At 43.5% G+C, this 13734-nt stretch carries 13 protein-coding genes; 4 read left to right on the top strand and 9 right to left on the bottom strand.

Annotated features, from left to right (window positions below; genetic code table 11):
- The first annotated feature begins 98 nt into the window (after positions 1 to 98).
- Both E4U82_RS06015 and E4U82_RS06010 read left to right on the top strand, forming a co-directional pair.
- The gene (locus tag E4U82_RS06015) at positions 99 to 980 is read left to right on the top strand and encodes a PucR family transcriptional regulator (RefSeq protein ID WP_167751340.1); all 882 of its coding nucleotides are present in this window, start codon (positions 99 to 101) and stop codon (positions 978 to 980) included.
- Between the two features lie 109 nt (positions 981 to 1089).
- Positions 1090 to 2193, top strand: a complete 1104-nt coding sequence (locus tag E4U82_RS06010) for an ABC transporter ATP-binding protein (protein WP_135109174.1) — start codon at positions 1090 to 1092, stop codon at positions 2191 to 2193.
- A 126-nt stretch (positions 2194 to 2319) separates the two neighbouring features.
- Here the strand turns inward: E4U82_RS06010 and E4U82_RS06005 are convergent, their stop codons facing one another.
- From E4U82_RS06005 to E4U82_RS05980, 6 genes are all read right to left on the bottom strand, one after another.
- Entirely contained in the window at positions 2320 to 2514 is a 195-nt protein-coding gene (locus tag E4U82_RS06005) for an alpha/beta-type small acid-soluble spore protein (protein WP_135109173.1), read from the bottom strand.
- A gap of 144 nt (positions 2515 to 2658) precedes the next feature.
- Positions 2659 to 4044, bottom strand: a complete 1386-nt coding sequence (gene fumC, locus E4U82_RS06000; RefSeq protein ID WP_135109172.1) for a class II fumarate hydratase — start codon at positions 4042 to 4044, stop codon at positions 2659 to 2661.
- Between the two features lie 945 nt (positions 4045 to 4989).
- A complete protein-coding gene (locus tag E4U82_RS05995) occupies positions 4990 to 6879 on the bottom strand; it encodes an ABC transporter permease (RefSeq protein ID WP_135109171.1) in 1890 nt (629 codons plus the stop codon).
- Positions 6854 to 7618 carry an ABC transporter ATP-binding protein gene (locus E4U82_RS05990; RefSeq protein WP_135109170.1) on the bottom strand — a complete coding sequence of 255 codons (765 nt, stop codon included), beginning with the start codon at positions 7616 to 7618 and terminating at the stop codon, positions 6854 to 6856. Before E4U82_RS05990 ends, E4U82_RS05995 begins: the two co-directional genes overlap by 26 nt.
- 106 nt (positions 7619 to 7724) lie before the next feature.
- Entirely contained in the window at positions 7725 to 8726 is a 1002-nt protein-coding gene (locus E4U82_RS05985) for a sensor histidine kinase (RefSeq protein ID WP_135109169.1), read from the bottom strand.
- On the bottom strand, positions 8723 to 9430 hold the full coding sequence (locus E4U82_RS05980) for a response regulator transcription factor (RefSeq protein WP_135109168.1): 708 nt from the start codon (positions 9428 to 9430) through the stop codon (positions 8723 to 8725). Before E4U82_RS05980 ends, E4U82_RS05985 begins: the two co-directional genes overlap by 4 nt.
- A 193-nt stretch (positions 9431 to 9623) precedes the next feature.
- Between E4U82_RS05980 and E4U82_RS05975 the strand changes: the two genes are divergently transcribed.
- The gene (locus tag E4U82_RS05975) at positions 9624 to 10538 is read left to right on the top strand and encodes a zinc dependent phospholipase C family protein (protein WP_135109167.1); all 915 of its coding nucleotides are present in this window, start codon (positions 9624 to 9626) and stop codon (positions 10536 to 10538) included.
- An 85-nt stretch (positions 10539 to 10623) separates the two neighbouring features.
- On the opposite strand, the gene E4U82_RS05970 is transcribed toward E4U82_RS05975, so the two are convergent.
- Positions 10624 to 11220, bottom strand: a complete 597-nt coding sequence (locus tag E4U82_RS05970; RefSeq protein ID WP_135109166.1) for a TetR/AcrR family transcriptional regulator — start codon at positions 11218 to 11220, stop codon at positions 10624 to 10626.
- A gap of 154 nt (positions 11221 to 11374) precedes the next feature.
- On the opposite strand from E4U82_RS05970, the gene E4U82_RS05965 reads away from it, so the two are divergent.
- Complete coding sequence (locus E4U82_RS05965) at positions 11375 to 11935, top strand: small multi-drug export protein (RefSeq protein WP_135109165.1); 561 nt, start codon at positions 11375 to 11377, stop codon at positions 11933 to 11935.
- Positions 11936 to 12093: 158 nt separating this feature from the next.
- Here the strand turns inward: E4U82_RS05965 and E4U82_RS19810 are convergent, their stop codons facing one another.
- Positions 12094 to 12246, bottom strand: coding sequence for a hypothetical protein (locus tag E4U82_RS19810; RefSeq protein WP_167751339.1), 153 nt, complete (start codon positions 12244 to 12246; stop codon positions 12094 to 12096).
- A gap of 48 nt (positions 12247 to 12294) precedes the next feature.
- The gene (locus E4U82_RS05960; RefSeq protein ID WP_135109164.1) at positions 12295 to 13569 is read right to left on the bottom strand and encodes an MFS transporter; all 1275 of its coding nucleotides are present in this window, start codon (positions 13567 to 13569) and stop codon (positions 12295 to 12297) included.
- Positions 13570 to 13734: the final 165 nt, after the last annotated feature.

The following is a 13734-nucleotide window of genomic DNA, read 5'->3' as shown; positions in this document are numbered from 1 at the left end:
ATAGCATTTCCTGAATGGCCGAAAACTGCAAATTTCATTTTTTACGGACCATATACACTGCTATAATGGAAAAAAGGACTGGAGAAAGTGGTGTTTTGATGATCGAACAACTCCGCAAAATTTTTTCATCATTTATTTTATATCAGGACGTAACGGATGATAAAAAAGACCATTACCAATGGTTTCTAACCTCTGAACATCAGATGATTGGGATTGCCAAAGAAGAATTGACCACGAAAGAAAGCCAATTATTGAGTCACTTCCTGGTGCCACATACCATTACTGTTCCAGAGATGACATCCGAGGAAGAAAGATGGCATACTTTGATCCACAGTGGCACTACACCGCGCTCCACGGCGGCGAGATACCGTTTTATTTATTTTACCTTCCAGCGTGAACAAATCGATCCTGCCTCATTTAAAGAAGCCGTGAATGCGTTTTTCGCAAAGCAGGTGCCGATATTATGGGAGAATGATCATGAAGGTATCATCATTGAAGAGAATCAGGATGAACCCATTTCATATGAAGCCATTATAGACATATTCATGAGTGATCTGTCCGTCAACATTCGTTTTTTCGTCGGGGCGTTGATGACTTCATTAAAAGAGGCACAAAAAGGGTATCAGATGCTGCTGAGAGGTGCTGACGCTGCACGAAAACACTCCGAAAAAGCAGTTATAACCCATATTGAAGCGATTCCATACATCCTGATCGATCAATCCAATGACAGTATCCGAAAAGACCTTGTCAAAACAGTACTGGCTGATACTACAGATGACCCTGATTTACTTAAAACGATTGAAACCTTTATCACCTGTAATTTAAATGGGTCTGTCACGGCCAAAGCATTATACTTGCATCGAAACAGCCTGCAATACCGTCTTGATAAATTTAAGGACAAAACAGGTATTGACGTACGTGAATTCCAGCAGGCAGTCGCTGTCTACATCGTGTTACGGGCCATAAATCGGGAAAAATAAACAATATGCACAAACAAGCCCAGGTTCTTTGTTCACTTTTCCCATTTACTGAACCTCCCTAAATTAGCTAAAATAAATTTAAACCGCTTACATATTGAGGAGGAGAAACATGGCTGAATTGCGAATGGAAAATATTCAAAAATCCTATGACAAAAATGCCCTTGCTGTCGATGATTTTAACTTAGGGATCAAAGACAAGGAATTCATCGTATTCGTCGGACCATCCGGCTGTGGTAAATCAACAACACTAAGAATGATTGCGGGCCTCGAGGAAATTACGAATGGGGAATTGTACATTGACGATAAACGAATGAATGATGTTGCGCCTAAAGACCGTGACATCGCAATGGTTTTCCAAAACTATGCCCTGTACCCACATATGAATGTGTATGATAACATGGCGTTTGGATTAAAGCTACGCAAATTCAAAAAAGACGAAATTGACCAACGCGTTAAAAATGCCGCCAATATTTTAGGACTGGAAAGTTATTTGGATCGTAAACCAAAAGCATTATCCGGCGGACAGCGGCAGCGTGTCGCCTTAGGACGGGCCATTGTCCGTGATGCAAAAGTGTTCCTGATGGATGAACCATTGTCCAACCTTGATGCCAAATTGCGTGTACAAATGCGTGCTGAAATTCAAAAACTTCACCAACGGCTGCAAACAACGACGATTTATGTGACACACGACCAAACAGAAGCGATGACAATGGCAACACGCCTGGTGGTTATGAAGGACGGCATCATTCAGCAGGTAGGTGCTCCAAAAGAAGTTTATGACGAGCCGGAAAATGTTTTCGTTGGCGGATTCATTGGCTCTCCATCGATGAATTTTTTGAGTGGGAAACTGAAAGATGGCAACTTTGAAAATGAAGGGGCCAAAATTAAAATTCCTGAAGGTAAAATGAAGATATTACGTGATCAGGGATACACGGATAAAGAAATCATTTTGGGGATACGGCCCGAAGACATTCACGATGAGCCCGCGTTCATTGAGGCAACGCCCGATACAAAAATAACGGCCACCATCGATGTTGCAGAATTAATGGGTGCGGAGTCCTATCTTTACTCCAAACTAAATGAACAGGACTTTATTGCCCGGGTAGACTCCCGTTCAGATGTTACCGGCGGCGAGCAAATTGACCTCGCTTTCGATATGAACAAGGCACTTTTCTTTGATGCGGAAACAGAACAGCGGATCCGAAATAAATAAATGTATATATTTCCGGCTATTGTAAAAAATACCAATAACTGATTGTATAAATAGAGGGAAGCCATTGGTAGACTTCCCTCTATTGTTTATAAGGAGATGTACTCCTTATGAAGCCATTCATTATTATTATTGTCCACTAAATTGAGATTGAGCTGATTGAACCAGACGTTTTGTGATCTCACCACCGACAGAACCGTTTGCACGGGAAGTCGTGTCAGCACCAAGGTTAACACCAAATTCTGATGCAATTTCGGTTTTCATTTGGTTGAGAGCCTGTTCTGCACCAGGGACAACCAATTGGTTTGAGTTGTTGTTAGCCATGTTTATCACCTCCTGTACGCATTATTGTGAGCAGATCGCGAAATCTTATCATGAAAAATCACTGGTAATTGTTGCTTGTTTAAACTGCAGAACGTCATAAAAAAAGTGCACTACCGTCATTACAGGTAGTGCACTTTTTTAGCATTATTTCGGATAAGTCATTTCTTTCGGATTCACATATTTTTCAAATTCCTCTTCGGTCAGCAGTTCAAGTTCAACAGCCGCTTCTTTAAGCGTGCTATTATCCGCAAATGCTTTTTTTGCGATTTTGGCAGCATTTTCATAGCCGATATGCGGGTTCAGGGCCGTTACGAGCATGAGTGAATCCCGTAAATATTTTTCAATTTGTTCATAGTTCGGCTCTATGCCCTTTGCACAACGCTCATCAAACGACAGCATACTGTCTGCCAGCAGCTGACAGGATTGCAGAAAGTTGTAAGCAATGACCGGTTTGAAGACATTTAGCTCAAAATTGCCCTGGCTTGCTGCAAATCCGATGGCAGCATCATTTCCCATCACTTGCGTCGCTGCCATTGTCACAGCTTCCGTTTGTGTCGGATTGACTTTTCCGGGCATGATTGAGCTTCCGGGTTCATTTGCGGGGATAGTGATTTCACCAATGCCTGAGCGTGGTCCGCTTGCAAGCCAGCGCACATCATTGGCAATTTTCATCAAATCGGCGGCCAGCCCTTTCAAAGCACCATGGACGTGAACAGTTTCATCGTGACTTGTCAGAGCATGAAATTTATTTGGTGCGGATTTAAATGGTTTTCCGGTTTCGTCACTGATGGCCTTGGAAACAGCTTCCGAAAAATCCGGATGTGCATTCAAGCCTGTGCCGACAGCTGTACCACCGATTGCGAGATCACGGACATAGCTGAGGCTTTCCGAAATCATCGTTTCTGATTTTTCCAGCATGCGGTGCCATCCGCTGATTTCCTGCCCGAGTGTCAAGGGTGTTGCGTCCTGCAGGTGAGTGCGTCCAATTTTGACGACATCCTGAAAGGCTTCAACCTTTTCATGCATGGTTTGTTTCAGTTTTTTGACAGCAGGCAGAACATGATTCTCTAATTTTAAAACAAATGCAATGTGCATAGCAGTCGGGTACGTGTCATTGGAGCTTTGGGATTTGTTGACATCATCATTTGGATGTAGTGTCGTATCACTCCCCCGCTCTTTCAGCCATTCGGTTCCGACATAGGCAATGACTTCATTCACATTCATATTGGATTGTGTGCCGCTCCCGGTTTGCCAAACAACCAATGGAAAATGATCGTCGAGTTTCCCATCTAATACCTGATCGGCGGCATATCCGATCGCGTCGGCTTTTTGCTTATCCAATAAACCTAGCCCACTATTCGCTTTGGCAGCACTTTTTTTAAGAATTGCAAATGCCCGGATCACCTCAGCCGGCATCTTTTCACCGCCGATTGGAAAATTTTGCTTGCTTCGCTGCGTTTGAGCGCCCCAATATTTATCAGCCGGTACTTGCATCTCACCCAGTGTGTCTTTTTCTATCCGGTAGTCCATATATGTTGCCTCCTTATGTATAAAATGTCGTTAAGTTTATTGTAACAAATGAAACGAAGCGAGTGTTAGCGGAAATGCTGAAATTTGTCACAAAAAACAAGCAAACGCCGCAATTGAGATAAACTGCGACGTAACGAAAATTTTCATATAGAGGCTTATGCCACTCTGATTACCGCTGAGTGCTTTGAAACGCTCCGGCAATATACTTAGTGTTCGTCGTGTTGCAAGACTTTTCGAAGTAGCAGCACTCCTCGCAACTCGTAGCGTATTCGGCGGAAGCTTTGGCTCGTCGCTTTCCATGGGCACGGCCTCGGGCCAACAGGACGTTGGTCACAAAGGCGTTGCCACAGGACGTGGCGTTCTTAGCCTTTGAACCATGCTTTCCTGCGGGGTCTTCGGACACGTGACTGTTCTGATTGAGTCTACGTATATTGCCTCCGCTAGCGATATAATTGACTTTAAACCAGTGGAAAGCGAGTGTATTTCCTGAGCGACGAATCCTTATATTCGGGAACAGTCCTCCGCGCCAATCAAACGCTGCAATGGAGCAGGAAACATACAGTAAAGTGTTTCAGCGGCAAGACAATTATAATCCGGCTTCTCGATTTAATGGTTAAGAAATCTGGTTTTTTCCGGTATAAAGCATTTTGTTCTTTTGCAAGATGTGCGCGTAAAATCTAGCGGAGGAAATACACGGAGACTCCTGCGGGAGCAGAGGCATCGGTGAGACCCCGCAGTGCGCCAGCACAAAGCAAAGCTTCCATGAGTATGCTTCGTCCTGCGAGGAGTGCTACTTCTCGCAATCACTTGCAACACGACGAGCACGAGGAGGCTCACCAGCCGCCCCCGGAAAGCGTAGTGTATTTCCGTAGCGGCAATCCAACCACCATCTCAATCTACGTCGCAGTTTATGGTTTTTACGTCAAAAGTAACGTTTAGAAACAGCTAATAAACAGCACGTCTGATTTGTTTTGTATAAAAGTGTCGGACAATAAGAAAATAGATGATTTGTATCACAGTGAATGTGCCAAGCACCATTGCCGACTCGTTTATAAGTGTGTAATCAAACATATGTGACAGAGCAGTCAAGGCAACAGCTCCGTGAACCAGCGCAACAACAATCGGTGCAAAAAACAGGAGTGCTGTCTGACGATTGATAACTTTTTTCAGTTCCTTATTCGTCAAACCCATTTTGGCAATCATCCTGAATTTCTCCTTGTCCTGATTAAGATCTGTGTACAACCTGAAGTACAGGAAGCTGCCGGCCGACACAAAGAACACAATGCCAATAAACAGCCCGATGAACAAAATTGGACCGTACACTTTATTGACCTGATAAATGGTATAATCGATCGCTGCAAAGTTATAACCGCCTATAACGTCAAATATTTCTTCACCCGCCTGGACGAGCGCATCTTCCTGACCTTCGTCCGCAGCCCAAACACGGGTGGTTTCAACCGAAGCCGGCTCCGGCAGCTTTTCATACATGGTATCACTGATCACATAATAGGAATACATTTCAGGCAAAACATGCTCATCAAGCATCCGATCGGGTTTAATCGTTGTGCCATCCCTAAGCTTCACTGGACTATCCATGAGTCTGTCCACCTTGCTCCCGGGAGCCATCACTTTGGAGCTATCTGTGATGACCACGGCTTCATCATCATCGATACGCACCCTGTTTTCTCCGAGTAAATCAGCAAAACGATTGTAGCTGGTTTCGCTGGTAATCATCACTTCACCATCATTCTGACTGAAGTATGTCTTATCGATGACGCTGGAATCACCCTTAATCTCATGTTTATCGAGTGCTTTCTCAATGAAACGAACTTCCTTTTGCATATCTTCTTCTTTAGCATCCGCGGATGATGTATACTCAAAGGAAAAGGGATTCGCCTCATCAATTCCTCTCATAAAAAACGACTGGAATCCATACAGCGACCCAATCGCACTGAAAGCAACAGTGGAAATAATGGCTACCATGAAAAACGTGCGTGCGTTGTCTTTCATGCGAAATGACAAATCCGAGAAAAGCACCATATTTGTTTTCCGCCAAAAAACACCTTTTCTTTCTTTCAACTGCCGGATCACATAAACACTCAATTGGGTAAACAACAAATACGTTCCGATAACCACTACAACGATGACCGGCAGCATTGCCATTACAACCAAAGGGCCCTTCACATACAGAGCCGTCGCGTAACCTGAGGCAAGCAGTACCACCGCGATGATCGCCAGTGCAATCGATGCTTTCGGCTCGCCTTTTGATTGTTTATCAGCCTTGATTAGATCAACCAGTTTCCGCGTCCGCAGAATAAAGGACACGAACAGTGAAATGAACAAAAACAGTATAATAAACGATACAAACGTGACGATGATGGCCATTAAAGGAAAATAAAAATGAAGAGATTCATCAATAATCAGTACATTTTCGGCAAACAAAAGAATCGCCTTGGCAAACACAAGCCCAAACAAAATTCCGCCCAGGGTCGCAAAAAAGCCAATCAACATATTTTCCATAAAGACCATCAGACGAATTTGCCTTGTGGACATCCCCTGCATCATCAGCAACCCAAATTCCTTCTTGCGCGATTGCAAAAATGAGCTCATTGAATACAGGACGAAGAAAAAAGAAAACACGTAAATAACCCCGCCTGCGATTGTCATGCCGTACAGTATCTCCCCACGGATGGACCCATCAAAAAAAGCAGGGTGAAAGGCAAAAATAGCAAATGTAAAAAAGACCATTACCGTAAACAGACTGCTCAGAAAATAGGCGGCGTACAGACGCTTGTTGCGGATGACATTATTAATCGCGAATTGACGAAAAGTCACTGTCATCCCCTCCCATCAAAGAAAGCGTATCAATAATGCTTTGGAAAAACGTCTGCCGGCTTTCTCCGCGATGGATTTCCGAATAAAACTTTCCGTCCCGGATAAACACAACCCGATCTGCATAGCTTGCCGCCTGCGGATCGTGCGTGACAAGCATCATGGTAGTTTCTTCTTTTTTATTAAGTGTTTCAAGCATACTCATGACGTCTTTGGATGCTTTGGAATCAAGATTCCCGGTCGGCTCGTCAGCAAGGAGCAGTTTCGGCTGATGGATCATTGCCCGAGCAATAGCTGCCCGCTGCGCCTGACCACCGGAAATTTCATGAGTTCGTTTGCTCATGATTTCAGCAATACCAAGTTTTTCGGCAATGGCATTTGCTCTCTGTTTCATCTCTTTGACACGTTTGCCATCCAATGTCAACGGCAGCACCATATTTTCCTCCACCGTTAACGTGTGCAATAGATTGAACTCCTGAAAGACAAACCCCAATTCCCGCCGGCGAAACTTGGCCAGATCATTCTGGTTAAGCGTGTGCGGATTTTTTGCTTCAATCAGTACTTCACCGGTTGTCGGTTCGTCAATCGTTGCAACCATGTTAAGGAGGGTTGTTTTCCCGCTTCCGGACGGTCCCATGATGGCAACGAAGTCTCCCTTCTCAATTTCCAGGTCAATATTTGACAAGGCGCGATAGGTGACTTTCCCTTCGTACACTTTACTCACGTTTTTGACTTCAAGCATGTCTGTACCCCTTTCATCAGCGTGTGTAATACACCCTGAACCATTATTCTATGAACAGTGTACCGCCCTTTGCCCTGTCAAACGATCGATTGGCCTTTCATTTTTCTTACATTGTTGTCATGTTTTGTGCTGGTGAAAAAATGATACGGAATGTTGTTCCCTTACCAACAATACTTTCCATTTCAATTCCGTGCTTCAAATAATCGGTCACTTCTTTGACGAGAAACAGCCCCATGCCAGTGGATTCCCGGTATCTACGTCCATTTTCTCCTGTATAAAATGCGTTGAAAATGCGCTTTTTGTCTTCTTTAGGGATCCCGATGCCAAAATCAGTCACTTCAAAAATAGCTGAGCCATCCCTTTCATAAAGCGAAATCATAATTTGACCGCTTTTTCCTGTCGAATATTTCACCGCATTCTGTATGAATTGGGTCATAATAAACACCAGCCACTTCTCATCTGTCTCAACCTTGATCCCCGAACGTTCTATTTCCAATTTAGGGTAAACCGCATGACGGATAAAAAAACGCTTATTGTCCGTGGTCACCTCCTGAATCAGGTTTTCGAGGCTAACTGGCTTGACCCTAAAGTCCTGCTCAATCGTACGCAGGCGCGCCATGTAAAGCACCGTATTTAGTCCTGTTTTGATCCGCTCGGTTTCTTCGCGGATATTCGATGATTCCGGCTCATCAAGATTCTGAGCTGTCAATTCAATGACCGAGAGTGGCGTTTTCATTTGATGGACCCAGAGATCGATGAATGTCATATGCTCTTCTTTTCGAGCTTCAATTTCAACAATCCGGCTCTTGTACAACCTGTACTGCGATTTCAGCAATTGATCTAGTGCCTCGGCAACCGGAATCTGTTCCGTTTTCTGCAATGATTCATCAAACGACGTTAGTGGTTTTTCAAGCCGTTTATAAAACGAGCTTAATGTCACGTAGCGATACACAAGATACCCGCCTAATAAAAAGAATCCGAGAAAAATTGCATAGAGTAGCCCCCTGATGTTCTGGTAGCCGTCAAGCCATACGATAAGGAACACAAGGCCAAACTGGATCACCTGCAGTCCAATCAATAATTGATGATCCCTGATGAACAGTTTCATAATTTCTCTGCCCTGTTCCACGTCACATGCAGCCGGTACCCTGCTCCCCGAACTGTTTCGACCGCTCCAGTGATTCCAAGCTCCTGAAATTTTCTGCGGACTCGTGTCATATTGACGTTAAGCGTATTTTCATCCACATATGCTTGATCATCCCATAACTTTTCCAGCAAGTCCTCCCTGCCGGCGACACGTGGATGCCTGTCCATCAGGCTTTCAATAATATCCGCTTCCTTTTTTGTGAGGAGTGTCACATCAGATCCAAACCTAAGTTCAAGTCTTTCCGGCAACAGTTTCAGCCCATCCTTCTCCAGGTTGCGTTCTTGGTGCGCTGCCGCATACTCGCCGTAGGCACGACGCAATTGGCTTCGGATTTTGGCCATAACCACATCAGGGTGGAACGGTTTGGTGATAAAATCATCACCGCCGTTTTCCAGTGCCATCACCTGGTCCATCTCCCCAGTCCGGGCGGAAATGAAAATAACCGGACAAATCGACTCAAGGCGAATTTGCCGGCACCAGTAAAACCCATCAAAACGGGGCAAATTGATATCCAGCAGCACGAGATCCGGTCCGAACTGTCGAAATACATCCATCAGGTTATCAAAATCATCAACCGTCAAAACATCATACGCGTATTTTTCGACAAAAGCGTGTAAATAGCCGGCAAGTTTCGGATCATCTTCCACAATCATTATTTTTTCCACGGTCAACCCTCATTTCACACGATGTTTTGATACAATTATAACATGTAAGGGGTCATCAGAATTCGGACAAAATCCTGGCTCGTGTTAACAGAAATGAAGCCATTTAGTCACAGAATAGTAAGGATTCTCATATTGCTTTCAGGCCGTTTTCTATTATACTGGATAAAACAACGTATAGGCAGGAGGTTTCATGATGCCTAATATTTGGACACATATGCTCTTTTGCGAAAATGTCGCCGACTCGATTGGAAATCCGAATTCATTTTTGCATAATGAAGCGTATATGAAGCTGGGGGCTCAGGGGCCGGACCCCTTTTTCTATTATAATTTTTGGCCATGGATGCAAAACGATCCTGTAAACGCTATCGGACTCCGGCTTCATCAGGAAAGATGCGGGGAGTTTCTCATGGATTTGATCGACCAGGGAAAAACGATGGATAACCAGACACAAGCGTATCTGTTCGGGTTCGTCACACACCACATACTTGACCGGAATGCGCACCCTTATATACATTACCGTGCCGGATATGAAGGGAATAAACACCAGGAGTTGGAAGTGCTGATTGATACATTGATGATGGAAAAATACCATCATTTAAAAACATGGAAAGCACATGTCGCTAACGAAATAGATGTAGGTACCAAACTTGATGGGCGCATTGCAGATTTGCTGCATACAACCATTACAGCCCACTATCCCAAGAGCAGTCCACGTACGAATGCTTATATCCAAAAAGCGTACAGGGATATGAAATTAGCTCTGAGGTTGCTAGCTGATCCTTACAGGTGGAAAAACATACTATTCAAGCCATTGATTGCTTCTTTTTCCCATCAGCCCATTAAGAATGATGTGGATTATTTAAACCTGTCGCACACAACCTGGTACCATCCTGCGACACATGAACCTTGTACAAAAAGCTTTGTCGACTTGTACAATCAGGCCTGGCAGGAAGGCATCGACATTATGCCGAAAGTGATTAACTACTGGAATACGGGTAATCACGCCAGCAGAAAGCAGCTCAGTAAACTGATTGACAACATTTCGTATGATACCGGCAAGCCATTGGCGTTAAACCTCACAAATCAATATAGCGAACCGATTGTCTGACAGAAAACTATATTTTCATATCCAGTTATAAAGTGACTCGGCTCCCCAGCCGTGTCACTTTATAAAATCTCTCGGCCGGCTGCACTCAGCGGCATATTTTGTATAAATATTCCCGGATTTGTTTTTCAACGGCCTGCTCATCGTAAATTTCCGGATAAATAACCGTCTCAAACATTAAACCATCAATGAAAATCGCAAGCGTTTTTGTTTCATCTTCCACATGATCTTTGTTCAGTAAATCATCATTTTCCTTGAGAATTGTCACTGCCCGAGTGACAAACGCTGTGTAAGACTCACGATAACGATTCTTTAGCTGACTATACTCAGGCGATTTATTAGGCATTAAATTCAATTGCGCCCAAATATCATTTTCAATTCGTTGCTGTGGGTTTTTCACTTGGACCAGCTGGCTTAACATACTGACAGCATTTTCAAAGGCAGTCTGGTCATCCAGAATGACATTCCCGATCCTGGCTTCTGTTCGTCTATACAGACTTTCCATTGTAAATTCATAAAGATCCTTTTGCCTGGGAAAGTAATACTGAACCGAACCAAGAGATAACCCCACCTCTTTCGCAATTTCGCGCAGTGTTGCTTTTTCGATACCCTCCTGGTAAATCATTTTAAGCGTTGCTTCTGCTATTTTCTCTTTTCTTTCTCTATGATTGACGCGTTTTGGCATGATAAAATTTCTCCTTGATTTTTATAATACGATTGTATTATAATAGTTTTATTAGGTCATTTGACTTAAAACAATTGATGAACAGAAAAATTTTTACCGCTTTTCACTCCATCAAGGGCAGCGTAATCCAATAGGCACAAAGAAGGTGATCATGATGGATTTAATGATTTATATTCTTCTCACATTTGTTGCAGGAGCTATACCGTTTGTGGAATATATGCTGGCTATTCCCTTTGGCATCATTGCCGGGGTCCCTACAATACCAGCAACTATAATTGGTTTTGCCGGCAACTTGACCACCGTAATTTTGCTAATATGGTTTGTCGACAAAGTGCGGGATGCGTTACGTAAAAAGAAAAAGCAAAAAGTTACTGCTTCAGATTCAGTCTCCGATGCTCCCTTTACTGTATACCCAAATGGGGAACAACTGCAAAACGGGGTGGAAGCTATAATAGATGATCATGTCAACAAAACAACTGGCACACTGAAAAGTAATCGTGCCCAAAAGGCGAAGAAACTATGGGTTAAATATGGCATGCCGGGATTAAGCTTCTTGGGCACCGTTTTGTTGAGCAGCCATTTAACGGCATTAATGGCCTGCTCATTCGGAGGTAATCGCGGCTATATTACGATATGGATGGTCATTAGTCTCGCCATCTGGTCATTAATCGTTGGAGTTGCCGTTCATTTTGGCATGGATGCCTTTTTCCGATAAGAAGGCATCCAATTTTTGTTCTGGTAAAGGGCCTTCCAAAGGTCTACTTTTGTAAACTCGATGATTAAACAAAGCGTTTTATCTTATCTTGTTAATTTCGCCGCCCTTCTCACCGCTAATTCTGTCAGACATTTCATCCCGGGCTTGTGAAAGAAACGCTATTTAAACAATTTTCTCATCATCTTGCCTGTTCCTTTTCCGGCCATTCTGCGCCCTATTCGTTTGCCGACTTTCCCTTTTTTAACAGCATTAACGTCCCCCAGAATTCTGGAAATAGCATATAATACCTTTCGAATATTATTAATCCGCATGATAGCTCACCCCCTGTCCGATTTTATCACATCGACTCCCCGTCATAATCATTCAGCATATTGTTTCGCCTGCTGAACACCTTTTTCAATATTCACCAACCGCAGTAATATGATCCCCACGATAAAAAATATGAGCAATGATATAATCCCAAGTCTGCTCGAGCCTGTCAACTGCCCGACAAATCCAAATAGGAAGGGACCGAAAATAGCTGCAAACTTTGAGGAAATACCGTAAAACCCGAAGAATTCTGCCTGCTTATTGGCCGGAACCATCCGTCCGTATATGGATCTGCTCAAGGACTGTGCCCCGCCCTGCACCATCCCGACACATATAGCCAGAAGATAAAAATGCAATGCAGAAGCCATGAAATAACCAAGAATGACAACCCCAATATAAATATATAACGTCAGATAAAGCGCTCTTTTTGGTGTGATTTTGGTTGCGAGCCAGCCGAAGAAAAATGTGAACGGGATCCCAACGAATTGCGTAATTAAGAGTGCAATGATGAGTGAATTCGAATCAATGCCAATGCCGCGTCCGTAAATAGTGGCCATTCTGATAATCGTTGAAATACCATCATTATACATCCAGAAGGCAATCAGAAAAATCAGCAGATACTTGAACTGTTTGATTTCTTTAAATGTGTTGATAACCCTTGAAAACCCAATGGCCACATAAGATTTTTCCCGTTTGACAGCCGCTTTTTTCTCTTCCCGGACGTTTTTCAAAAGCGGGATGGAAAAGATGAACCACCAAAGTCCAACGGAAGCAAATGAAAGCTGACTTGCCATTGTGGCGTCCGGTATACCAAACCATCCATATTGTGTAATCATCAAAATGTTGACAGCAAGTAGTATTCCGCCGCCGATATAGCCGAATGCAAAACCGCTGGCCGATAACTTATCCATTTCATTCTCATCTTTGGCAATCTCCGGCAAAAAGGCATCATAGAATACATTCGCGCCGGAAAAACCGATATTTCCAATGATCAATAAAATAGAAGCAAATATGTATTCCCCTTCCCCGACAAATGCCAACAGAATACTCGCGATCATCCCCATAAAAGCAAAAAAGCGCAGGAATTTCTTTTTGGCTCCGGAATAATCGCTGATAGCTCCCAATATCGGTGCTAAAATGGCTACGATTAAGACAGCGATGGACTGGGAATACCCCCAATAGCTCTCTGCCAGGTTTTCCTCTAATCCCATGGCAGCTACATCATAATAGAAAATCGGCAGGACTGCAGCCATGATGGTCGTGGCAAATGCGGAATTCCCAAAATCATACAACATCCAGCTGACAGCCGTTTTATTGTATCTCATCCATTCTTCCCCCCTTTTCCATTAGCATACCAGATAACCAGTACTATCGGATGACTTTTCCAAAAAAATGAGATATTTTTTCGTGCAGAAGCATGTTCAGAAGAGAAAATAAATACTCTTGCGGCCACCAGGTGTCACCACATGTTTAAACAGCCTCCACAGTAA

The organism is Lentibacillus salicampi (genome assembly GCF_004565465.1).
Classification (GTDB): domain Bacteria; phylum Bacillota; class Bacilli; order Bacillales; family Amphibacillaceae; genus Lentibacillus; species Lentibacillus salicampi.
Note: the sequence above shows the minus strand (reverse complement) of the source record. Positions and strands in the feature narration are given on the sequence as shown.